Source organism: Arthrobacter glycogeni (genome assembly GCF_054510815.1).
Genome location: NZ_JBTNDV010000001.1, coordinates 278,633 through 300,962, shown reverse-complemented (window position 1 = coordinate 300,962; position 22,330 = coordinate 278,633). Strand labels below are relative to the sequence as shown.

The 22,330-nt window shown below is 63.5% G+C and carries 23 protein-coding genes; 13 read left to right on the top strand and 10 right to left on the bottom strand.

Going from position 1 to position 22,330, the window contains the following annotated elements; translation table 11 throughout:
- Both ACX80G_RS01310 and ACX80G_RS01305 read left to right on the top strand, forming a co-directional pair.
- A complete protein-coding gene (locus ACX80G_RS01310; RefSeq protein WP_459305165.1) occupies window positions 1-588 on the top strand; it encodes a helix-turn-helix domain-containing protein in 588 nt (195 codons plus the stop codon).
- Window positions 589-768: 180 nt separating this feature from the next.
- Window positions 769-2,670 (top strand): L-lactate permease, encoded by a 1,902-nt coding sequence (locus ACX80G_RS01305; protein WP_459305164.1) that lies wholly within the window; start codon window positions 769-771, stop codon window positions 2,668-2,670.
- Window positions 2,671-2,914: 244 nt separating this feature from the next.
- Here the strand turns inward: ACX80G_RS01305 and ACX80G_RS01300 are convergent, their stop codons facing one another.
- Window positions 2,915-3,829, bottom strand: coding sequence for a LysR family transcriptional regulator (locus tag ACX80G_RS01300; RefSeq protein WP_459305163.1), 915 nt, complete (start codon window positions 3,827-3,829; stop codon window positions 2,915-2,917).
- A gap of 71 nt (window positions 3,830-3,900) precedes the next feature.
- Here ACX80G_RS01300 and hisD point away from each other — a divergent pair, with 71 nt between their 5' ends.
- From hisD to ACX80G_RS01280, 4 genes are read left to right on the top strand one after another with little or no spacing between them, the layout of a single operon-like run.
- Entirely contained in the window at window positions 3,901-5,247 is a 1,347-nt protein-coding gene (gene hisD, locus ACX80G_RS01295; RefSeq protein ID WP_459305162.1) for a histidinol dehydrogenase, read from the top strand.
- Complete coding sequence (locus ACX80G_RS01290; protein ID WP_459305161.1) at window positions 5,244-6,053, top strand: ABC transporter substrate-binding protein; 810 nt, start codon at window positions 5,244-5,246, stop codon at window positions 6,051-6,053. Before hisD ends, ACX80G_RS01290 begins: the two co-directional genes overlap by 4 nt.
- Before the next feature lie 43 nt (window positions 6,054-6,096).
- On the top strand, window positions 6,097-6,750 hold the full coding sequence (locus ACX80G_RS01285; protein ID WP_459305346.1) for an amino acid ABC transporter permease: 654 nt from the start codon (window positions 6,097-6,099) through the stop codon (window positions 6,748-6,750).
- Entirely contained in the window at window positions 6,743-7,612 is an 870-nt protein-coding gene (locus tag ACX80G_RS01280; RefSeq protein WP_459305160.1) for an amino acid ABC transporter ATP-binding protein, read from the top strand. The genes ACX80G_RS01285 and ACX80G_RS01280 overlap by 8 nt, the downstream gene beginning before the upstream one ends.
- 145 nt (window positions 7,613-7,757) lie before the next feature.
- Here ACX80G_RS01280 and ACX80G_RS01275 read toward each other — a convergent pair whose 3' ends face one another.
- Window positions 7,758-9,122 carry an FAD-binding oxidoreductase gene (locus ACX80G_RS01275; RefSeq protein ID WP_459305159.1) on the bottom strand — a complete coding sequence of 455 codons (1,365 nt, stop codon included), beginning with the start codon at window positions 9,120-9,122 and terminating at the stop codon, window positions 7,758-7,760.
- Window positions 9,123-9,443: 321 nt separating this feature from the next.
- Between ACX80G_RS01275 and ACX80G_RS01270 the strand changes: the two genes are divergently transcribed.
- Window positions 9,444-9,692: a helix-turn-helix transcriptional regulator gene (locus ACX80G_RS01270; RefSeq protein ID WP_459305158.1), complete on the top strand. Its 249-nt coding sequence runs from the start codon at window positions 9,444-9,446 to the stop codon at window positions 9,690-9,692.
- Entirely contained in the window at window positions 9,689-10,909 is a 1,221-nt protein-coding gene (locus ACX80G_RS01265) for a type II toxin-antitoxin system HipA family toxin (protein ID WP_459305157.1), read from the top strand. The genes ACX80G_RS01270 and ACX80G_RS01265 overlap by 4 nt, the downstream gene beginning before the upstream one ends.
- Before the next feature lie 57 nt (window positions 10,910-10,966).
- Here the strand turns inward: ACX80G_RS01265 and ACX80G_RS01260 are convergent, their stop codons facing one another.
- From ACX80G_RS01260 to ACX80G_RS01245, 4 genes are read right to left on the bottom strand one after another with little or no spacing between them, the layout of a single operon-like run.
- Window positions 10,967-11,731, bottom strand: a complete 765-nt coding sequence (locus tag ACX80G_RS01260) for an SDR family NAD(P)-dependent oxidoreductase (RefSeq protein ID WP_459305156.1) — start codon at window positions 11,729-11,731, stop codon at window positions 10,967-10,969.
- On the bottom strand, window positions 11,728-12,450 hold the full coding sequence (locus ACX80G_RS01255) for a FadR/GntR family transcriptional regulator (RefSeq protein ID WP_459305155.1): 723 nt from the start codon (window positions 12,448-12,450) through the stop codon (window positions 11,728-11,730). Before ACX80G_RS01255 ends, ACX80G_RS01260 begins: the two co-directional genes overlap by 4 nt.
- Window positions 12,428-13,411, bottom strand: a complete 984-nt coding sequence (locus tag ACX80G_RS01250; RefSeq protein WP_459305154.1) for an NAD(P)-dependent oxidoreductase — start codon at window positions 13,409-13,411, stop codon at window positions 12,428-12,430. The genes ACX80G_RS01255 and ACX80G_RS01250 overlap by 23 nt, the downstream gene beginning before the upstream one ends.
- The gene (locus tag ACX80G_RS01245) at window positions 13,401-14,879 is read right to left on the bottom strand and encodes a four-carbon acid sugar kinase family protein (protein ID WP_459305153.1); all 1,479 of its coding nucleotides are present in this window, start codon (window positions 14,877-14,879) and stop codon (window positions 13,401-13,403) included. The genes ACX80G_RS01250 and ACX80G_RS01245 overlap by 11 nt, the downstream gene beginning before the upstream one ends.
- Before the next feature lie 164 nt (window positions 14,880-15,043).
- Here ACX80G_RS01245 and ACX80G_RS01240 point away from each other — a divergent pair, with 164 nt between their 5' ends.
- Window positions 15,044-16,531 carry a GntP family permease gene (locus ACX80G_RS01240; protein WP_459305152.1) on the top strand — a complete coding sequence of 496 codons (1,488 nt, stop codon included), beginning with the start codon at window positions 15,044-15,046 and terminating at the stop codon, window positions 16,529-16,531.
- A gap of 95 nt (window positions 16,532-16,626) precedes the next feature.
- Here ACX80G_RS01240 and ACX80G_RS01235 read toward each other — a convergent pair whose 3' ends face one another.
- Complete coding sequence (locus ACX80G_RS01235) at window positions 16,627-16,854, bottom strand: matrixin family metalloprotease (RefSeq protein WP_459305151.1); 228 nt, start codon at window positions 16,852-16,854, stop codon at window positions 16,627-16,629.
- Window positions 16,830-17,216, bottom strand: a complete 387-nt coding sequence (locus tag ACX80G_RS01230; RefSeq protein ID WP_459305150.1) for a hypothetical protein — start codon at window positions 17,214-17,216, stop codon at window positions 16,830-16,832. The genes ACX80G_RS01235 and ACX80G_RS01230 overlap by 25 nt, the downstream gene beginning before the upstream one ends.
- A 540-nt stretch (window positions 17,217-17,756) precedes the next feature.
- Between ACX80G_RS01230 and ACX80G_RS01225 the strand changes: the two genes are divergently transcribed.
- Both ACX80G_RS01225 and ACX80G_RS01220 read left to right on the top strand, forming a co-directional pair.
- Window positions 17,757-19,268, top strand: coding sequence for an S-layer homology domain-containing protein (locus ACX80G_RS01225; protein WP_459305149.1), 1,512 nt, complete (start codon window positions 17,757-17,759; stop codon window positions 19,266-19,268).
- Window positions 19,269-19,331: 63 nt separating this feature from the next.
- The gene (locus ACX80G_RS01220) at window positions 19,332-19,781 is read left to right on the top strand and encodes a DoxX family protein (protein WP_459305148.1); all 450 of its coding nucleotides are present in this window, start codon (window positions 19,332-19,334) and stop codon (window positions 19,779-19,781) included.
- Here the strand turns inward: ACX80G_RS01220 and ACX80G_RS01215 are convergent.
- Window positions 19,771-20,133 (bottom strand): hypothetical protein, encoded by a 363-nt coding sequence (locus ACX80G_RS01215; RefSeq protein WP_459305147.1) that lies wholly within the window; start codon window positions 20,131-20,133, stop codon window positions 19,771-19,773. The two genes, ACX80G_RS01220 and ACX80G_RS01215, sit on opposite strands and share 11 nt — an antisense overlap.
- Before the next feature lie 93 nt (window positions 20,134-20,226).
- Between ACX80G_RS01215 and ACX80G_RS01210 the strand changes: the two genes are divergently transcribed.
- Entirely contained in the window at window positions 20,227-20,757 is a 531-nt protein-coding gene (locus ACX80G_RS01210; RefSeq protein ID WP_459305146.1) for a winged helix-turn-helix transcriptional regulator, read from the top strand.
- A gap of 51 nt (window positions 20,758-20,808) precedes the next feature.
- Here the strand turns inward: ACX80G_RS01210 and ACX80G_RS01205 are convergent, their stop codons facing one another.
- A complete protein-coding gene (locus ACX80G_RS01205; RefSeq protein WP_459305145.1) occupies window positions 20,809-21,309 on the bottom strand; it encodes a hypothetical protein in 501 nt (166 codons plus the stop codon).
- Between the two features lie 415 nt (window positions 21,310-21,724).
- Here ACX80G_RS01205 and ACX80G_RS01200 point away from each other — a divergent pair, with 415 nt between their 5' ends.
- Window positions 21,725-22,174: a nuclease-related domain-containing protein gene (locus ACX80G_RS01200; RefSeq protein WP_459305345.1), complete on the top strand. Its 450-nt coding sequence runs from the start codon at window positions 21,725-21,727 to the stop codon at window positions 22,172-22,174.
- The last annotated feature ends 156 nt before the right edge of the window (window positions 22,175-22,330 follow it).

Genomic DNA, 22,330 nt, shown 5'->3' with positions numbered 1-22,330 from the left:
ATGGACAAAGCAATTGACGATGCGCTTGCCGCCGTCGGGCCACGCCTTAAGGCTCTGCGCCTCCGGCGGGACATTACCCTGACGGCGCTCGCCAAGGCGACAGGAATCTCCGTGAGCACCCTGTCGCGGATGGAGTCGGGGCAGCGGAAAGCCACGCTTGAACTGCTGCTGCCCCTGGCGAAGGTGCACCAGGTGCCGCTGGACGAACTGGTGGGTGCGCCCTCCACCGGTGATCCGCGCGTCCATCTGCGGCCGATCGAAAACAGATGGGGAACTGTGGTGCCGTTGACGCGACGGCCGGGTGGTATCCAGGCATACAAGCACATCCTGCCGCCCGGAAAAGCCATGGAAGAGCCAGACCAGCAAGTGCACGAAGGGTATGAGTGGCTGTACGTGCTGAATGGCAACCTGCGGTTGGTGCTCGGCGACAGGGATCTGGTGCTACCCGCAGGGGAGGCCGCCGAATTCGATACCCGGGTGCCGCACTGGTTTGGGCGGGCCGATACCGGGGCCGTCGAGTTCCTGAGCCTGTTCGGGCGCCAGGGCGAGCGGATGCACCTGCGGGCAGTGTCGGACGACGACGACTAACCTCCGGCAATTTCGGCCGCCTGCCGCTCGTCGCGCCAGAGCCGCACGCCGGCCCAACATGCCGGTGAACCATTGACTGAGCCTGTGGTCACACCTAGTGTCGTATTCACTAGAGGAAAATCTTATTCCACAATGTGGAATAAGATTCATGCGGGAATCACAGTCAAAGGGGACTGGATCATGGACAATCTTGCTGTACTGAGCCTGCTGGCGTTGGCCCCGATTCTGGTAGTGGGGGTGCTCCTAGCGGGATTCCGCTGGCCCGCGAAGTACGCGATGCCAGTCGGCTACGTTTTGGCAGTGCTGGTGGCGCTGCTGGTCTGGAAGATGGATTTCACCGGCATCATCGCGGCGTCGCTTGAAGGACTGATCGTCGCGGCAACCCTGCTCTATATCGTGTTCGGTGCGCTGCTGCTGCTCTCGACTCTCACCGTCGGCGGCGCCATGGCAAGCATCCGGGCCGGGTTCAACAACATCTCGGCCGACCGACGGGTACAGGCGATCATCATCGGCTGGTTGTTCGGTAGCTTCATCGAGGGTGCGTCGGGCTTCGGCACGCCGGCCGCCGTCGTCGCCCCCTTGCTGCTGGCGATGGGCTTCCCGGCGATGGCCGCGGTGATGGTGGGCCTGATCATTCAAAGCACGCCGGTGAGCTTCGGCGCGGTGGGCACGCCCATCCTCGTCGGTGTGACCAACGGGCTGGGCGGCGATCCGGCGGTGGAGGAGCGCATCGCGGTCCTCGGGTTGACGATGCCTGAGTTTGTCTCGAACATCGGCTTCCAGGTCGCGGCGATCCATGCGATTGTGGGCATCCTGATTCCGCTGATCCTGGTCTGCATGCTGACCGGGTTCTTTGGGCCGGAGCGGCGTTTCCGCGATGGACTGGCTGTCTGGCCGTTTGCGATCTACGCATCGCTCGCCATGACTGTTCCTTACGTCATCGTTGCGCGTTTCCTGGGCCCGGAGTTTCCGTCGCTCTTCGGCGGGCTGCTGGGGCTGATGCTGGTCATGTTCACCTCGAGCAAGGGCTTCCTGATGCCGAAGGACACCTTCGACTTCGGGCCACGGTCCTCCTGGTCCGACCGCTGGATGGGCACCATTGAGCCGTCCGAGGCGACCGACTCACGCACCCACATGAGCATCATCAGCGCCTGGTCGCCGTACGTGTTGATGGCGGCGCTGCTGGTCGGTACCCGGGTGATCGCCCCGTTGAAGGAATTCCTGACCGGCATTCAGATTCCCTTCGAGAACATCCTCGGCACCGGGATCACCACCAACGTGCAGCCGTTCTACTCGCCCGCGTTCTTGATGATCATCGCCGCCGTCTTCGGGTACCTCCTGCACAGGATGAACAAGCAGCAGATCGCCGAAACCATCAAGGTGTCCGGCAAGCAGCTCGCCGGGACCGCTGTAGCCCTGCTGTTCGCGGTTCCGCTGGTGAGGGTGCTCATCCAGTCGGGTCCGGACCTCAACGCCTCGGGCCTGTCGAGCATGCCGGTGACCCTGGCCGAGGGCGCTGCCGCCATCTCAGGTGTCTCCTGGCCGGTCATCGCGCCCTTTATTGGTGCGCTGGGTGCCTTCGTCGCGGGATCCAATACCGTCTCGAACCTGACCTTCGCCCAGTTCCAGTTCTCCACCGGCGTGGCCATCGGTGTGCCACCGGAGCAGGTAGTCGCCGCGCAGGCGGTCGGCGGTGCGGGTGGTAACCCGATTGCAATCCACAACATCGTGGCCGCCGCCGCGACGGTGGGGCTGCTGGGGCGGGAGGGTGACCTGCTGCGCAAGACCATACTGGTGACCCTGTACTACTGTCTGGCGGCCGGTGCCGTGGCCTCACTGTTCATCTTCGGCTTCGGCCTGAACCTCGGCACCTTTGTGCTGGTGGCTCTGCTGATCGGGCTGGTCTTCCTGGCCCGCTGGATGATGCGTTTCCAGGGTAAGGATGCGCTGTCGCTGGTCGGCGGCGGTCCTCGAGACGGTAGCGATGGTGGGGACAACGTCCGCAGCAGGGACGACGACGTCGATTTTCGGGGTAACGACATTGACGACATTGACGACGTCGATTCCCGAGACCGCGTCTAGACGCGACTCCCAGCTACTAGGGGCGGTCTCCCCAGACCCCGGATGCCGCCCCTAACCTCAGCTCCGCGCGTAGAAAAGCTCCGAAGGTGCAGGATCGTGGTTGGGCAACCACTTTCCTGTGGCAAGCCCACTTTTTTTGGGGTCCAAAGTGCAGTTCGGCCACTTTTCTGGCTTCGGGGCTGCGGCTCGGCCACTTTACTCAGCCCGACGCGAAAGCTTGGGCCGTGCTCCAGCGGGCGGATCGCTAAACGAGGCTGGTCAGCCCGCTCTGGGCGGCGACGGCGTGCTCCGCGAAGGCGGAGAACCGACGCGTGGCGGGTGAGAGGTAGCCGTTTTTACGTTGAATAAGGGCGATCGTGTCGAAGAGGGGCTCGGCGAAAGGGAAGCTCCGCACGTCGTCCTGGCGACGCAGTGAACTGAGGATGCCGCGGGCCATGAACGAGTCTCCTGCTCCGGCCGCCACGAGGCTGTACGCCGTCTCTGCATGTTCGACTTCCATCTGGGCCTCGATGGAAAGCCCTGCCAGATTGGCTCGGTCCCGCAGCTGGCGGCGCGTAGGATCCATCCATCCGGCGTGCGCGTCGTAGAGAACAAGTTTTGCAGCGGCCAGCTCCTGAATGCTCACCGGACCAGCATCGGCGGGCCTGGTCGATGAGATGTAATGCACCTCGTCACGCGCAAGATGTCGAATTTGAAGGTTGTCGCTGTCTACCGGAAGCACGACGAGGCCGCACTCGATTTCCCCGCTCGCTACCGATGCGGCCACGACGTGGGAATTCAAGCCGATCATGCGCACTCTCACACCGGGATACTTCTGGTTGAACTGGACGACAAGGTCCGCGAGATCATAGTTGGCGGCATATCGGAGAACGCCAAAAGTTGATACGCCACCGGTCAGCGTCTGTAGCGCCCGCACGGCTTCGACTCCGTGTCGAGCTGAATTGACGCATTCGAGGGCATGAGGGCGCAGTTCCTCCGCGGCCGGCGTCGGAGAGAGGCCTTTGGAGGTGCGAAGGAACAGCGACACCCCAAGTTCCTCCTCGAGACGCGAGATCAACTCGGATGCCGATGCCTGACTGATCCCCAATTCTCTCGCCGCGGCGCTGATGGAACGGCAGCTGTAGCCAGCGAGGAAGGCTCGCAACTGATTCAAGGTCATAGGGCAACCCTATATCTTCTATCGGCAAAGGGAGGGTTCCCCTATGCAAAAGCGTGTCCTAAGCTCGCCCAATGGAACTCAACGCGCACTACGCATCCTTCATTACGGGATCATACGAATGTCTGAAGAGCGCCGCCATCGGTGGAGTACCAGCACAGCGACTCCCCAAAGTGGTGGAGACGGTATCAGAGATGCTGTCGACCATCGAAAAAGGTGGGCGCGACGCCGTCGCCGAGTACTCGCAAGTCCTGGACGGCTGGGCGGGCGGCGACATCGAGATGGACGCCGACTCCCTCCGGCGGACCGGTGACGCACTGAAACCCAAACTACGGGCAGCCCTCGAGGCAGGGTCGGAACGCACCAAAAGGTTTGCGGGTCTGCAGCTCGAGCATTTGCAGGACTTCGAAACGGAGATGATGCCGGGGGTGGTCGTTGGCCAGCGATACATCCCGGTGAAGCGGGTCGGGGCGTACCTTCCCGCCGGTCGCTTCCCTATCCTCGCCAGTGCGTTTATGACTGTCGGTGTGGCGAAAACGGCTGGCGTGCCCACCGTGATCGCCTGCTCACCACCGACCTCGTCGACAGCTGGTAATCCGGCAGTGTTCTACTCGGCGTACTTATCGGGCGTCGACCGGGCGTTCGTCGTCGGCGGCGTTCAGGCACTGGCCGGCATGGCCTTCGGGCTGCTCGGCGAACAGCCAGTGGACATGCTCGTCGGTGCAGGCAACGCCTATGTCACCGAGGCGAAGCGGCAGCTTTTCGGTCGGGTCGGCATGGACCTGCTGGCAGGTCCGTCCGAGGTCGCCATCATCGCCGATGACACCGCCGACCCGGTCATTGTCGCCGCCGATCTGCTGGGGCAGGCCGAGCACGGCCCGCAGTCTCCTGCTGCACTCGTCACGACGTCGCGGGAGCTCGCCGTCGCAGTCATCGCCGAGGTTGATCGCCAGCTGATCGACCTGAGCACCCGGGATATCGCCGGGGCCGCCTGGCGGGACTACGGAACGGTTTACGTCACCGAGAACAACGCCACCGCCGTCGAGCTCATGGATATCCTCGCACCCGAGCATCTGGAGATCATCACCGCCGACGACGACTACTTCCAGAAGAACCTGACCAACTACGGATCGCTCTTCCTGGGGGAATGGTCAACGGTGGCCTATTCCGATAAGGGCATCACCGGAACCAACCATGTGCTACCTACCGGTGGTGGGGCACGATCCTCGGCTGGCCTGTCCGTGTCGCGGTTCCTGAAACCCCTGACGTTCCAGCGCATCGAGCGTGCAGCGACCATGGACCTGGCACCCCAGGTGTCCGAAATTTCCGCCTATGAGGAGATGGCAGCGCACCAACGTACCGCTGACCTCCGCATCACCCGATTTGAGACCGAAGCAGTATCAATCAAGGAGCAGGCATGAACAGCAAGCACACTAGAGCATCGTTCGTAGCGGGGGCCCTCGGGATCGCCCTCACCTTGGCAGCGTGCGGGGGAGGGTCATCCAGTGAGGGCGAGTCCGGGGGCGGGGAGGGCGAAGCCATCGAGACGATCACCATCGCCACCTCGAATGATGCACCCTTCTCGTTTACCGACGACGCCGGGGCGCTACAGGGCATCGACGGCGAAATGATCAACTGGATTGCGGAGAAGAAGGGCTGGGAGGTGGAGGTCTTCGTTTCCGAGTTCGCCACATTGATTCCGGCCATTCAGGCGGACAAGGCCGACGCCGTCGTCGACGCCATGTACATCACGGATGTCCGCAAAGAAGAGGTGAATTTCACTGACACCTGGTACCAGCAAGGTGAAGGCATGGTGGTGCCCGGCGATTCCACCATGACCAACCGTGACGATGCCAAGGGCACGGTCATCGGTGTCCAGACCGGCACCACCTTCATTGAGCTGGCAGAGTCGCTTGAGCCGAAGGAGATCAAGTACTTTGACTCGCAGGCAGCGCTGCTGACGGCGGTGGAGAACAAGCAGGTTGATGTCGTGTTTACCGACGCCGCTGTCGTCGCCTATAGCCTGGTGCAAAACCCGAACGATGCCATCAAGATCGTGGACCCGTATGAGCCTTTCTTCCCGGGCCTGATCGGCGCGGCCGTGCCGAAGGACAATCCACAGCTGCTGGAGGAACTGAACTCCGGTCTCGCCGAGCTGAAAGCCTCACCCGAATACATGGAGATCCTGACCAAATACGGGCTGACCGAAAGCAACGCCGTCGACTGACCGTTCCTGATTGCTCCACCCAAGTTGAAAGGGAGAACCGGCCATCGATTTCATCCAAGGCACGCTCAGCTACTTCCCACGACTCCTGGCAGCCTCGCCCATTGTGATCCAGCTTGCCTTGGGGGCGATGGTGCTGGCCCTCGTCCTCGGGCTGCTGCTCGCTCTCGCGCGGATCTCGAAGTCGAGGATCCTCCGGGGAATCGCACTGGTTTACGTCGAGATCATGAGGGGAACGCCGTTGCTCGTGCAACTGGTGTACATCTTCTTCGTCTTGCCGGCCATCGGCGTGAATATTGATCCGATACCCGCGGGGATCCTCGGCCTGGGCCTGAACTACGCGGCCTACCTATCCGAGGTGTTCCGCTCGGCCATCCTGTCCGTCGAGGCAGGCCAGACGGAAGCGGCGCTGTCGCTGGGCTACACGCCGAGCAAAGCGCTGTGGAAGGTCGTTCTCCCGCAATCCTTCATCGTGTCGCTGGGACCAATTGGCAACTACTTCATCGCGATGGTCAAGGACACGGCCCTGACCTCGGTCATCGCCGTGACCGAGATCCTGAAAACGGCGAACATCATCAACGCCCAGACCTTCGAGACGACACAGATCTATACGGCAGCCGCGCTGCTCTACCTGTTGATCAGCCTTCCGCTATCCCGCATTGTGAGCGCACTGGAGAAGAGAGCGAGGGTCCATGTCTGAGGAAGTGATCGTCAGTGTCCGGGATGTCCACAAAACGTTCACTGTGACCAAAACCCCCGGCCTGCTGCAGCGCCTCCAGGGGAAGCGGCGGGAGGTCAACAAGATCGAGGTCCTGAAGGGTGTCGATCTTGACGTCCACAAGGGCGAGACAGTGGTCATCCTCGGGTCCAGCGGCTCCGGCAAAAGCACCCTCCTGCGCTGCATGAACAAGCTGGAAACTATCGACGACGGCCGGATTTTGGTCAACGGACACCTCGTCGGTTATGAGGAGCGGGACGGGAAGCTGAAGGATGAAAAGGCGTCGATTACCGCGAAGAAGCGAACTGACCTCGGCATGGTCTTCCAGCAGTTCAACCTTTTCCTGAACAAGACCGCTCTGGGGAACGTCATGGCGCCGCTGCAGGACGTCAAGAAAATGTCCAAAAACGAGGCGCAGGAGCACGCACTGGAAAACCTGAAACGGGTTGGATTGCTCGATCGCAAGGACAACTATCCATCCCGACTGTCCGGTGGTCAGAAACAGCGCGTCGCGATTGCCCGAGCCCTCGCCATGGATCCGAGCGTCATGCTGTTCGACGAGCCGACGTCCGCCCTGGACCCGGAGCTCGTGGAGGAGGTTCTAACGGTGATCAAGCGCATTGCCGCTCAGGGCACCACGATGGTGATCGTCACGCATGAGATGCAGTTCGCGCGCGATATCGCGGACATTATTGTGGTCATGGATCAGGGCATTATCGTCGAAAAGGGCACGCCCGACGAGGTGTTCTTCAGGCCTCAGCACCCGAAGACCTACGCGCTGCTCAAGCGGTCCGGGCTGACCGTCGAACCTCCCGGAGGGAACGGCGCCGCCCCGCCTTCGTAGATCGTCGGCTCGACCCGTTGTCGCGGAAAAGTGCCGCAGGTGCAGGATCGTGGTGGGGCAACCACTTTCCTGCGGCTCGGGCACTTTTCTGGCGCCGGCCGGGCACCCCGTGGGGGCACCCAAGGCCGGGCACCCCCGGGGAGGGCTAGATGGCCTTGCCCGGGTTGAGGATCCCCTGGGGGTCGAGGGCGTCCTTGATGGACCGCATCACGTCGAGGGATACCTCGCCGAGTTCGGGCAGCAGCCAGTCGCGCTTCAGGAGCCCGATGCCGTGCTCGCCGGTCAGGGTCCCACCGAGGCTCTTCGCCAGATAGAACATCTCCCCGAGTGCCACCTTGGCCGGACCCTCCGTGACCGAGTCCTCAGGATTCAGGACGAGCATCGGGTGCAGGTTCCCATCGGAGGCGTGAACCACCGAGAAAATGCGAACTCCGGTGCGTCGGGTGATCTCCTCAAGCCCCACGGCCACCTCAGCGAGTCTGCCCCGCGGCACGCCGATGTCACCGATGGACACCCGGCCTAGCTTCTCCAGGCAGGGAATGGCTTCGCGGCGAGCGGTGATTAGCTGAGCGGCGTGTTCGTCGTCGGCAGCTTTCTCAATCGACGTGGCGAACGGCCTGATCGCCTCGATCAGCACATCCTGTTCGAGGTGGGCGCCGTACCCGTCGGTCTGGCCCAGCAGGAAGGCTCCGCCCTGGGAACGGTAGGTGGTGCCCATCGCCATGTCGATCGCCTCGAGCGTCTGCCCGTCGATCAGCTCCAGCATCGAAGGCTGGATCCGTGACGCAATGACGGCGGATGCTGCCGCCGCTGCGGTGGCGAAGTCGGGGAAGAACGCCGCGACGGTCGCCGTCGCCACCGGCAGCGGGCGGAGCCGCAGGGTGGCTTCGGTAACGACGCCGAGCGTCCCCTCGGAGCCGACGATCAGAGCATTGAGATCGTACCCGGAGACGCCCTTCATGGTTTCGCGGCCGGTCCGGAGTTGGCGGCCATCGGCGAGCACCACGTTCAGTGACAGCACCGCGTCCCGGGTGACACCGTACTTGGCACACCGCATCCCGCCCGCGTTGGTGGCCACGTTGCCGCCGATGGAGCAGATCGCAGTGCTCGCGGGGTCGGGTGCGTAGAATAGGCCGTATTCGCCGGCGGCGGCGTTCAGGTCCGCGTTCAGCACGCCCGGCTCGACGACGGCGAGCTGCTCCACCGGGTCGATCCGCAGGATCTTGTTCATCCGGGACACGTCGAGGACGATCTCTCCCGACCGCGCAGAGGCACCGGCGGCCAGTCCGGTACCTGCCCCGCGGGTCACGATCGGCGTGAGGTGGGCGGCGGCAAGCTTCAGGGTGGTGACGACGTCGTCGGTTGTTCGCGCGAAAACCACCCCATCCGGCACCGACTCTGCAACGTAGCCGGACCGGTCGGTGCTGGCGTCGAGACGGTCTGCTTCGGAGACCGAGGTGCCGCGGCAGCCGTCCAGAACGGCTGAGGTCGAGCTGGTGTGCAGTGACATGTCGTAGAACCCCTTCGTTATACGGACCAGCGATGACTTATTCCATCATCGAATCTCACATGGTGGAATAACACTTCTGCTGATTGGATAAAATTCTAGGGGGTCTCGCGAGGTGGGTCAATGGAGGAATATTGTCACCATCACCCGGGAGAGGTGCGATCGTGCCGATTTGGCCTACCGAGCACGGAAAATGACCATTTGTCCCTCGTTAGAATAGAGATCGGCGCGATCGTGCCGAATTAAGCCCCCGATACTTGATTACAACGATTCTACGCACCATACTGATGTCATAACGGCAAGATCGTGCCGGAAAGGATGGACATGGACTCGGGATTCGAGGTAAGGCTGGCGCAACGGGTGCGTACACGCCGTGTCGCCGAGCGTCTTACCCAGGCGGACCTTGCCGATCTCTCCGGAGTATCCGAACGGTTCATCCGATCCGTCGAACATGGAAAGGCGACTCTCCGCCTTGATTCCGTTTTGGCCGTCCTGCGAACCCTGGGCCTCACCCTGGAGGTGACATCACGTCACGGCGGCGCTGGTCAGCAGGAACCGGTACGCGACCCATGATGACACCCACGGGGTCATCCGACGCCGGCCAGCAGAATCGGCAGCGGGCGGACGTCTACAAACAGGGGGTGCTCGCAGCACGGCTGGAACGCCATGAGGGTGGCACCCGCTTCGGCTACCTCCCGGAGTACCTTGCGACACGCGGGCCCGCCGTAGCGACGACGCTCCCCTTGGCATTCGACCCGGTATTCGCCGCCAGCGGGTCTGTTCCGCCCTTCTTTACCGGGCTGCTCCCGGAGGGTCGGCGCCTCACATCCCTTCGTCGGGCTGTGAAGACCTCAGCCGACGATGAGTTGTCCCTGCTGCTCGCAGTCGGCGGCGATCCGGTAGGTGATGTGCAGATTGTGAGGCCGGGGTCGGTCCCCGCTGACACCCCCGCCGCGGTCCTGATCGATCCACGGGCCCCCCTTGATTTTGACGAAGTACTTGGGAGTATTGGCATCGATCCGAGCGCCCTCGCGGGCGTCCAGGACAAGGTCTCGGCGGGAATGATTACCGTCCCTGTTGAATCGTCCGGCCGACGGTTCATCCTCAAACTCGATCCGCCTGAATTTGCGCACGCAGTGGAGAACGAGTTCCTGATGTACTCGTACGCCCGGCGACTGAAGCTTCCAGTGAGTTCTGTGCGGCTTTTGCACGACGCCGGAGGTCGTCCCGGTCTCCTGGTGGAACGATTTGACCGCCTCGCCGGAGAGGCGAGAGAGCTTCGCCGGCTGGCAGTCGAGGATGGCACCCAAGTGCTAGGGCTCTACCCGGCGGACAAATACGACGTCCCGTATGAAACGGTCTGCACCCGGTTGACGACGCTGTGCGATGCCCCGCTTCCTGCACTCCGCAACATGGCACTCCAACTGGTGTTTGCCTGGTTGACGGGAAACGGGGATCTCCACGCGAAGAACCTCTCAGTGGTGGAAGGCGCAGACGGGAGAGTTTCTATTGCTCCGATGTACGACCTCCCCTCAACAGTGGTTTACGGTGACAAGTCCCTTGCGTTGCCGGTCGGGGGAAAACGGACAGGGATTTCCCGGAAACACCTGCTGGGGTGGATGGTTCAGCAAGGATTGCCGGAACGGGCCGCAGATCGTGTGCTTGCAGTTGCGCTCACAGCGACCCGGACCCTGATCGATGACCTAGCTGGCGGCGCGTCGCCCTTCCCTGACACCAAGACCGGGAGTTGGATCAAGGAGCTACGGAACCGGCGGCGGTTGCTGGACTAGCGGGTGCTTCATGGAGGAAGGCGCGGACCCGTAAACGGGTCCGCCCCTCATCAACTGCTAGGAGATCTGCAGCCCACCATTGATGTCGTAGGTGGCGGCGGTGATGTACCCGGCGTCGGGGCCCACCAGGAAGCAGATCAGGGCGGCGATGTCATCGACGGTGCCGACGCGTCCCATCAGGATGTCCTTGGACATGTCCTGCTTGCGTTCCTCCGTGAGGGTGCCGCCCATGATGTCGGTGTCCACCGGGCCGGGAGACACGGCGTTGACGGTGATGTTGTGCTCGCCCATTTCGCGGGCCAGCGCACGAGTGAAGCCGATGATGCCGGCCTTCGACGCACTGTAGGCTACCTTCGAGTAGGTGCCGCCGCCGCGCTGCGCCGAGATGGAGGAGATGCTGACCACGCGGCCAAGTTTCCGTTCGATCATCCCGTGTAGGGCGCGCTGCGTGACCAGGAAGGTGCCGGTCATGTTCACGGCGAACACCCGGTCCCAGGCGGCCTTGGTTTCCTGCATGAACTCGGTGGGGGAGCTGATCCCGGCCAGGTTCACGACGGCGACGATCGGCGGCACCGAGCTCTCGACAGTGGCGATCGCAGCGTCGACCGAGTCCTCGTCGGACACGTCCGCGGCGACGCCGACCGTCTGCACGCCGTGGCGCTGGGCAATATCGCCGGCAGCTTCTTTCGCGGCCACCCCGTCGATGTCGAGGATGGCGATGGACCAGCCGTCGCGGGCCAGTCGGTCGGCTGTAGCGCGGCCGATGCCGCGGGCCGAGGCTGCACCGGTGAGGACTGCTGTGCGTTCAATCGGAAAGGTCACTGGATCTCCTGCTGTTGTTTTTCTGGGTGAATGAAGTGCTCGTAGTCGTCGTACGTCTGGTTGATGTGGGCCTGCATCGCTTTGCGTGCGACCTCGGGGTTGCGGGTGCGGATCGCCTCCAGCACCAGCGAGTGATGCGCGATGGCGTGCTGCTGCACCTCGTGGAACGACGACGTTTCGCGCCGCATCGCATACAGCAGGTGGCTGAGCGGTCCGAGGATCACTGGCACAAAGGGGTTAGCCGAGGCGCGGAAGATCGCCTCGTGGAACGCGATGTCCGTGGCGGTGACGGCGTCGAGGTCCTTCGCCTCGTGGGCTGCCTGCAGCGCAAGGTTGGCTTCTTCCATCCGCGCGATGTCTTCGTCGGTGGCGTGCAGGGCGGCCAGCTCGGCGGCACCCGTTTCCACCATTCGACGGATTTCCAGGAGGCGCAGCGAGATGTCGGGGGAGTCGGCGGTGGTCGACGCGTACCTGACGATGGCCTGGAGATCGGTCCACTGGGCCGCGGGGTTCACATAGGTGCCAAGACCACGTTTGATCTGCACGATGTGTTGCGCCTGCAGTTGCTTGAGCGCCTCGCGCACCGTCAGCCGGCTCACGTCGAGGGATGCGGCCAGGTCGTTTTCCGGGGGGAGTGTTGCGCCGGGTGGGTAGGTGCCGTCGATGATCCGTTCCAGGAGGTCATCGAACACCGATTCAGCGAGTGGTTTCCGTGTCATCGGTGTCTCCTCCTAGGGCGTCCATTAAAGCGGTGTCCCTTCTAGCTGTGTCTGCCTTAGCAGTGCGCCGCTGCGGTGCGACCACCTTGATCACTGCCGAGTCGTCGGCGGTGCCCATGCCCTGCGTCTGGCCGAGGAGGAACAGCTGTTCGGCTGCCGCAGCCACGGGCGCGGCGAGCCCGGCGCTCCGCGTGGCCTTGCCCACAATGCCGAGATCCTTGACGAAGATGTCCAGCCGGCTCAGCACGTCGGCGTCGGCGTCGTACCCCTCGATCATCCGTGGCCCGCGGTTGGAGAGCATGAACGACGACGCCGCCCCGGTCTCCAGCGCGGCCAGCGCCAGCCGCTGGTCCAGTCCGAGCGCGTCGGCTAGAGCCAGTGCCTCGGCCGCTGCGGCGATATGCACGCCGCAGAGCAGCTGGTTCACCGTCTTCATGGCCTGACCGTCACCGGCCTTGTTGCCCACCACGGTCAGCGTCGAAGCAAGACGTTCCAGCACGGGTCGGGCTATCTCCAGCGCGGCCGGTTCGGCACCCACCACGATCAGCAGGTCACCGTCCCCGGCCCGCACCGGCCCGCCGGACAGGGGAGCGTCGACCAAAGCCACGCCCAGTTCGCCGAGCCGCCCGGTCCAGGAGCCGACGGCGTCCATCCCCACGGTGCTGGTCATCACTACGACGGCGCCCGCTGACAGCGCCGGCGCAATACCGTCCTTGCCGAAGAGGACGCCCTCGACCTGGCCTGCGTCGCGGACTGCGAGCAGCGCCAGCCCGGCACCGCTGACGGCGTCAGCGGCGGTCGAGGCGCAGCTGAGCCCGGTCTTCTCGGCCTTTTCCCGCGATGCTGGCATCGGGTCGTAGCCAGTAACGGTGAAGGCGCCGGCCAGGCGGGTCGCCATCGGCAGGCCCATGGCGCCGAGACCCAGAACCGCGACCTTCGCGGGATCAAAATTAGCGCTCATGGGAGGCACCCGTCATTGCAGCGGCAGTAGTCACGGGGGAGCGGAGGATGTCCACCACGTCGGCGAGGGAGTCGTCGGTGCCGACGTTGCCGGCGAACACCACGAACGGGATGGAGCGCGCAGGCCCGTCGGCTGGCTGCCAGAGGGAGACGATGCCGGGGAGCATCGGTCCGCGCACCAGTGCATGGCGGATAGATAGCCCGTGGGCGGCGACGTCCGAGGAGGTGATGCCGCCCTTGGCGATGACAAAGCGGACGGGCGCCGTCGCGATGGTGGAGCGGACGACGTCGACCACTGCCTGCGAAATGGTCCGCGCAATGTCGAGGCTTTGCTCCGGATCATCGGACCGGATCAGGGTGCGGCTGGTGTGTAGGATGACTTCGCCGGTGGGGAGGCCGTCGACGACGGCGCGCACCGCTTCGGCGACTCCAGTATCCCGGCGTGCGGGATCGAGGACGGCTTCGACGTCGAGCTCCACGAGCCGGGCCTCGGGGCGTCGTGCCACGAGCGCATCCAACTGTCGGGTGGTCAGTCCCACGTGGGAGCCCACGACAATCAGGCCGCCGGATTCCGGTGCGTCGAGGCCAGCGAACACTTCGTCAGCCGTCAGCGGCGGGCGTTCGCGCTGGCCAATCCGGGCCCGGACAAACGGGGGGCCTACCCGGTAGAGCAACTTCTTGCCGCGGCTTTCGGCTTCCTCGAGGCCCAGGGCCAGGGCGCGGAGATCGTCCTCGGTGACAGCGTCGACCACTATCGGGACGGCGTCGGACGCCACATCAAGGGCATCGGCAATGCCCTGCGCGCCACCGCGGATGATCGAGAGGTCCAGCCGGATCACGGCCTCCGCAGACCCGCCGGTCTTCTCCGCCACGTAATCGCCGAGGTCAGAGGACGTGAACCCGAAGGTGGCGTCCTTGGCGAACTCGGTATCGGCAACGGGGGTGAGCGCGCCGTCGTTCCCGCGCAGGTAGTGGACGCTGCCGATGGTGACGCGGCCGGCGTCGGGAAAGGCGGGAACCATGACGACGCCGTCAGTCTGCGCGCCGGTCGAGGACAGCAGGGTCTCGGCGATGACGTCGGTCTCCAGAGGGAAGTGGCCGCGGAGCGTGGAATCGCTTCGGCTGACGAACCCGATGGTGACTCCAGCCGCAGTGGCGGCGTCGAGGGAGTTGGTGACGATCTCCCGGTTGCGCGACGCGGTGGTGGCGGGGTCGAGGCTACGTGTGTTGGTGAGGACGTAGACCGCCGGTGCCGGTGCGCCGCCGATGCGCTGGGCGAAGGCCCACTCGAAGTCGCTCGGCTCCCAGGAGGTGAGGACCGGCAGATCGGCGACGGATTGGGTGCCGGTGGGGTCGTCGTCGAGGACCACCAGGATCCGTCCGGAGGCCTGGACGGCCGTTGCGATCACCTCCGGCGCGATGGCCTGAACAGTCGGGTAGCCGTTGAGCAACTCTTCTTCGAGTATCACGAGACCGCACTTTCATCACTGGGTGTTCGTCACTGGCACTTGTCAGATGTCATATGTCTTCTGCTAGTGTGACAGGCAGCACAGTGCCCGTCAAAGTACCGACCAGGCCGGTGTGAACCCCCTGAGATGGCAACGAGGCCTGCTCAGTGACCAAGGAGCAGTACGTGGATATACAACTTCTTTTGGCGCTTGTTCTGGGTATTGCCACCATTATTGTTTTGGTGCTGAGGACCCGGCTCGATGCGTTTGTAGCACTCTTGATTGCGGCGCTGGTGACCGGTTTGGTTGCCGGGCAGGCGCCACTGGAAATTGTCTCGTCGATTACGACGGGCTTCGGCAACACCCTGGCATCGATCGGTATTGTGATTGGCCTGGGCGTAGTCATCGGCAAGATCCTCGAGGTTTCTGGGGCTGCCAATTCGTTGGCTCTGGCCTTCCTGAAGCTTTTCGGCAAGGGGCGGGAGCCCTGGGCAATGGGAAGTGTGGGCGCACTCGTGTCCATCCCGGTGTTCTGCGACTCCGGCTATGTGATCATGAACCCGCTCGCGCGGTCCATCGCCCGGGTCAAGCGCGCCGGGTATATTACCCTCGCTTTGGCCCTCGGCTGTGGCATGACGCTGACCCACCACCTGGTCCCGCCCACGCCCGGCCCGTTGGCGGTCGCTGGCATTCTTGGAGCTGACCTGGGTGCGCTGATTCTGGTAGGTCTCATCTTCACCGTCCTCCTGCTGCCGATCGTGATCTTCTACGCCAAGTGGATCGGGCCGAAGATTGAACCCTCCATAAGCCAGGAAGTCCGCGAAGCCGTGTACGGTACGGTGCACGCACAGACCGGACATCGTAGCGGCGGTATCGCTGTTGCCGATCACGACGGCGGTGCTGATGACAGTGACGCGTCAAACCTCGACGTCGACAACCGCGTGCTCGGCACGCCTCCTGCTGATGCCAAGCCCCACAAGGTTGGCGCATTTGTCGGGTCGCTGCCGCTGCTGGTGCCACTGCTGCTCATCATCCTCAACACCGTCAGTGGCGCAATCGACCAGGAAAACCAGGGCGTAGTAGGCACCGGCGAGTACACGCCGTCGTCCTGGGCTGCCCCCTTGGCATTCATCGGTAACCCGGTGGTCGCGCTCGTGATCGGTGTCATCCTTGCCGTCTACGTGTTGCTGCCCCGGTGGACCCCGCGTTCGAAGGTGCAGGGCTGGTTTGCTGAGGCAGCTGCCTCGGCCGGTCTGATTCTCCTCATTACCGGTGCCGGTGGAGCACTCGGCCAGGTGCTGCGTAGCTCGGGTGTGGGCGACGCCCTCGCCGAGGCTATCGCCGGTACACCGCTGCCAGCCTTCCTGGTGCCGTTCCTGGTGGCCACCCTGGTTCGCATTGCGCAGGGTTCGGGCACTGTCGCCATGATTACCGCAGCCTCCGTGACAGCACCACTGGTCACCACGCTGGGCATCGACCCAATCGTTGCGGCCATGGCCTGCACTGCCGGTTCGATGGTGTTCAGCTACTTCAACGACTCCTACTTCTGGGTTGTCACCCGCTTCTCCGGCCTTGAAGGCATTGCAGCGCTCAAGGGCTGGTCAGGCATCACGACGGCGGTGTGGCTCGGTTCGATCCCGCTGCTGTTCGTCGCGAACGCGATCCTCGGCTAACCTAGCGAGTTTTTTCCAGCGGTGGCCGGGAGGCTCGGGTGTGAATCCGAGTCTCCCGGCCACTGCTGTTTTCAGGAAAGGCAATCCCTTGCCAGTTACAGCTGGGGAACGCAGGGACCGGCGCCCAGCAGGGCGAGGCCAGCTCTATCTCCGTCGCTAAGGGTGGTCAACCCGTTGGTTCCCTCGTGCATGAGCTGGGTCGGGTCGTCGACGTGATCGAGTCCGACGACGTGGGCCAGCTCGTGCACAATGATCGCCCGCACGTGATCGCGGCCACCCGGATACTGGATGATTTCGTTCAGGTGGGGTGCGTCGAGTTGCACCTGACCGGCAACGTAGACAAAGGGTTACCCGGTGTATGGGCGTGGGGGCTACCGCCAAGACCTGCGGTATCCCCCTCCAGTTCGGGAATTTCCGCCGGGCTGGTCCAGGTAACGAGGATCGGAGCCCATCGTTTGCCGTAGCGATCTGGTTGGTAGGTGTCCCGGTCTTCGCTGGGCGCCTCGGTAGTGATTCCCCGGTGGACGAAGGTCAGTCCGGTAGCAGCCGATATTTCGGCGACGGCTTCTTCAATCAACCCGTCCGTGCCAGCTGGCGCGAAGTCAGGCCGAACCACGTAATCCACGGGTCGGCAGGAATCGTACGCGACAAAGTCCTGTGAATCGTCGGGGGATTCCAGGAACACGAAAGACGTGGCCCCGTTGCTCGCCGGTGGCAGGCCAGTGGGACATCCGATGCATCGACGCCGCGAGGCGGCACGGGGGACCCGGGCAAATAGGGGAGCGCGGCGGCGAGGACGTACCGGTCGAGGATGGTCGGCGTTAGGTACAGACCCACCACGAGGGCAATGACTCCCACCGTGCCCATTCTCAATCCGCGGCCGGACCGTCGACGGCGTTGCCCGCGGACGCGCTTGGGTTTGGGTTTGGGTTCTTGTCCTTATAAAACCACTCACGATCCATCGCCCCATGGCATTGCTTCCCCCGTACTTTTTAATGTTCAAGGTTCAGCATTACCGAGGGCTCTTCGCGGACGGTGATTCTTTCGGCAATCCTGACGCAATGCTGTGCCAAGTCACCCGCTAGAAGGGTTGGGGCGCCCGTAAGCTTCAGTCACGAGCATGAGATGGGGGACATCATGCGCTGGGGGTCCAGGCGTTTAGGTTCTTCTACCTGTGTGTCGCGTTGTGCCATTTTTATCCGCGTTAGCACTCACTGGAGAACCTATGAAAACAATTAGAGCCGCCCTCATGATGCTGGCGGTGCTGGTGATCGGCGCCGGTACTCTGGTAGCCCCCACCCAGGTCAGCGCAGCCACGACTTTCCGGGACGTGCCGTCGACCAGCCAGTTCCATACCGAGATCACCTGGCTTGCCGATCAGGGCATCTCAAAGGGATGGTCAGATGGCACGTTCCGCCCGCTGCAGTCGGTCGCCAGGGACGCCATGGCGGCGTTCCTCTACCGGCTCGCTGGCTCGCCCTCCTATACGGCGCCGTCGCAGTCGTGGTTCACCGATGTGCCGGTGGGCACCCAGTTTTATAAGGAAATCCACTGGCTCGCTTCGCAAGGGATCACCACCGGCTACCCGGACAGGACCTTCAAGCCGCTCAACTCGGTCAACAGGGATGCCATGGCAGCGTTCCTCTACCGGTTCTCCGTCAAGCCCTCATTCACTGCATCGAAATCCAGCGCGTTCCGCGATGTACCCACCGCGAACATGTTCTATAAAGAGATCAGCTGGCTCGCGAACACTGGAATCTCCACCGGCTGGTCGGATGGCCGATTCCTGCCCCTGCAGCCGGTCAAACGTGATGCCATGGCGGCCTTCATGTATCGGACCAAGACCGAGCTTCCGCTGAACCGTCCGGCTGCCTACGGGTCGACGGCGGTCCAGGTGCTGCAGTCCATCCCCGTCAAGGGGCGTGCTCCCAAGACCGGCTACGACCGCGACAACTTTGGGCCCTCCTGGTTCGACACCGACAACAACGGGTGCGACACCCGCAACGACATGCTGACGCGCCAGCTCACCAACATCACCTACACCTCCGGAAACTGTCAGGTCGCTACCGGAGTTCTCAACGACCCCTACACCGGAACACTGATCAACTTTGTGCGGGGGACCACCACCAGCACCGCGGTCCAGATCGATCACGTTGTTGCGCTGTCCGATGCCTGGCAGAAGGGCGCGCAGCAGCTCAGCGCCGATCAGCGGCTGATGTTTGCCAACGATCCGCTGAACCTGCAGGCCACCGACGGTCCAATCAACGGACAAAAGGGCGACGGCGACGCCGCCACCTGGCTGCCGCCGAACAATTCCTATCGCTGTACCTATGTTTCTCGACAGATCTCGGCCAAGGCCATCCACGGTCTGTGGGTGACGCAGGCAGAACGCGACGCCATGGCCGGTGTGCTGAACAACTGCGCCGGCCAGCCTGCTGCAGTTACCCAGCCAGCCCCCGTCGTCATGACCCCGGCACCGAAACCCGCGCCAGCTCCTGCGCCCGCGCCGAAGCCGACGCCAAAACCGACTCCCAAGCCGACGCCGAAGCCCACCCCTAAGCCGACACCGCCTCCCAAGCCGGCTAACCCGGGAGACACCAAGAACTGTGGTGACTTCAGTACCTGGCGCGAAGCGCAGAACTGGTACGAGAAATACTTTCCGTACTACGGTGACGTAGCCCGACTCGACCAGGACAAAGACGGCATCGTCTGCGAGTCACTTCCGGGCGCTCCGTAACTGGCATCGGTAGCGCGGCGCCTGGGGATCCCGGTCTTCAGGCGCCGCTGTTAGGCTTCCGACGTGAGTGACCTTCCTGCCCTGTCCCCGTTCCGAACCATCGCCCGCATCGTGCTGGGGGCCTTTCTAATCTTCGCGGGAACGGCGCATCTGTTCTTTGCCCGTGAAGAATTCGCCGCCCAAGTTCCTGCGTGGATGCCGCTCGATACCGACTTTGTCGTCGTGGCGTCAGGCATCGTTGAGGTGGTTCTGGGCGCAGCGCTGGTTTTCCTCCCACGCTGGCGCGTCCACGTCGGTTGGATCGTGGCAGCATTTTTCGTAGCGGTCTTCCCTGGCAATATTGCCCAGTACGTCGACGGCGTCGACGCCTTCGGTTTGGATACCGACTCCGCCCGCCTCACGAGACTCTTCTTCCAGCCGCTCCTAGTGGCGTTGGCCTTATGGTCCACTGGCGCTTGGCGGGACCGCCGCATGCTTCGCTCCCGTCGAGGTGCTGGCTCGCCTAAGCAGTGATGTCTAGCGTGCGGATCAGCACGTCCTCCAGATCGAAGGTGTACTTCAGATCGACGGTTCCGCCGGGGAAGTTTCCGTCCAACCGGTTCCAGACGACATGGCGGTCTCCATGGCTCTCCGCCCGGAGGAACGTGGTGAACTCGAACTCAATGGTCGTCGTGGTGAGGAACCTCAGAAGATCCTGGCGGCCCGCATAGCGTGTTCCGTTGTCGGTCACCACTCCATCATCCGTAAAGGCACTGATTCCCTCAGCACCAGCGACGGGATCCAAGTAAGTAATGACGGCCGCAGGAAGCTGATCCCGAGCAGTTTCGGTGTCAGCAAGTAAGTCTGAAGCTGGCAGGTCAGGCATGAGAATCCTTCATATAGATGGTTTTATTAGATCACTTCTAATTTAGAAGTGAGTAGTGACTGCTAATCTAGCACTGACTTGGAGGAGTTGACTATGGCTGCAAAGATTCGCCTGGCAGATCGGGAGTGCCCGTTGTCGACGACAGTGGGTTTGATCGGCGAATGGTGGACCGTGCTGATCCTGCACGACGTCTTTGACGGGTTCACGCGCTTCGACCAGTTCCAGGAGAATCTGCAGATCTCGTCCAGCCTGCTGTCCTCACGGCTGAAGGACCTCGTGGCCGGCGGGGTGCTGGAACGTCGACAGTATGAGCTGCGCCCGCCGCGCTATGAGTATGTGTTGACCGACCTGGGCCGCTCCCTGCGCCCGGTGCTGATCGCCATGGCGGCCTGGGGAAACTCAAGGCTGGAGCCGGGGAAGCGTGCCATGATTCTGGTGGACGCGCAGACGGGCGCTGAGGTGGACCCGGTGATCGTGGACCGCGAAACCGGGCGCGAGCTCACTCCGGGCGACTTCCGCTTCGCCGATGGCCCAGCAGCCAGCGCAGTGATGCAGGCTCGATATCAACGGAAGCTCACTGTGGCTGCCGCGCTCCGGGAAGACGCCGGGCTCGCCGAAGCGTAGCGAGGGCAGGCCGTAAGGGGCAGGAGCCTACCGGGTCAGAAGACCCTCCACCTAGTTGATGATCCACCATGCGGCGCCGCCGAGTAGTTCGAGGTCGTCGACGTCGAGGGGGTGGAGGCGTCGGCCGCGCAGAGGGCATCGAACGCGGCACGCCAGTCGCCCTGGGCATGGGTCGACCGCCCGGTACTCAGGAGTGGCGACGACAAAGTGTTGCTCCAGCTCCTGCAGATGGTTGCGCATCGCCCGCAGCTCAGATCCGCCTGGGCCGCCCGCGAGGAACAGCAGGACTGGCTTCTCAACATCGAGGCCGCGCAGCATGATGCCGCGGTCCTTGCATCCGGTCTCCACCGTCGTGAGTTCGTTGATGCCGTTGGTCGCGGGTTCGCCGTCCGCGCTCGATCGGAGCCGTGCCGGCGGGGGAAGCGATGACGACCGCGAGCGCGATGAGTGCCACCCCTGTGAGGGCCGCAACAGCACGGCGGACGACGGCGCTGGCACCCGCCCGACGATGAACGCGAGGATGCCGTAGGGGCTCGTTGATATCTCGTCCACGGTGGGCCCCCGTCCGTGCCGATGCGCGTGAGTTCGAAGACGATGGCGAGGACCACAACGGGCGCGGTCACCATCGCCCACCGCGAGCGGAGGACGAATCTGGCGGCGCGGCTCACCAGTAGTCAGTGAAGCATCGTCTCGAGTAACTCCGTGGTGGTGAGGGGACCGCGGGTAGTCCGCTGGCCTAGCAGGAGGCTGCAGTTGGTCCGGCGCGCGCCTTCCTAATGGGGGCAGTCTGGGAGGACTGGCGGTCCCTGGGGAGCAGGCGGGCGGAGTCCCGGTCCGGAGTCGTGGTTGACTCAGGCGAAGGCCGCAGTGGTCCGCGTCCAACGTCAACGTTCGAGATCAGGTGTCGTGACTCCCCGACGGCGGCCTCGACGGTGGCCCCGGCGTTGACCAGAATGCTGGCTGGGCGATCACGCCGACGACGAGACCGACACCCGCGTGCATTGGCCGGGCTGGCAGGGCGAACATCGATCACCTCGCGGTCGGACCCGGCGGGATCCTGGTCATCGATGCCAAGAACTGGTCGTGTGATGTGGGTATTCTCAACGGGGAGCTGTGTCAGAACGGCTATGCACGGAGGCGTGAAACGCCGTCTCTGCTCCAGCAGTGCAGTGCCGTAGCCGTCCTGCTCGAGGCGCAGCATCGAACCATGGCGCAAGCCTGGATCTGCCTAGTGCAACACCCTGAGATCGACGGATCGACGGATCGACGGATCGACGGATCGACGAGCACGGGCGCGAGGGTCATCTGGATCGATCAGCTGGTGGGTGCTGTGCTCGCGTTACCCCCCCCGTACCCGAGGAGCCGTTCGTCACCGCGATTTATGTCTACCTCACTGAATCACTGGCCAGACCGGTAAGCCCGACAGTGGCCCCCGCTGCGCTGCTCGACCACTCGGGCGCTGTATCCAAGGCGCTCACGGCTCGGCAGGTGGTAGCGACGAGACCAGTACTCGTCCCTCCTCCTCAACCGGACCCGCGGCTGCGTTCGGCCCAGTCGGCCAGCCTTCGACGGC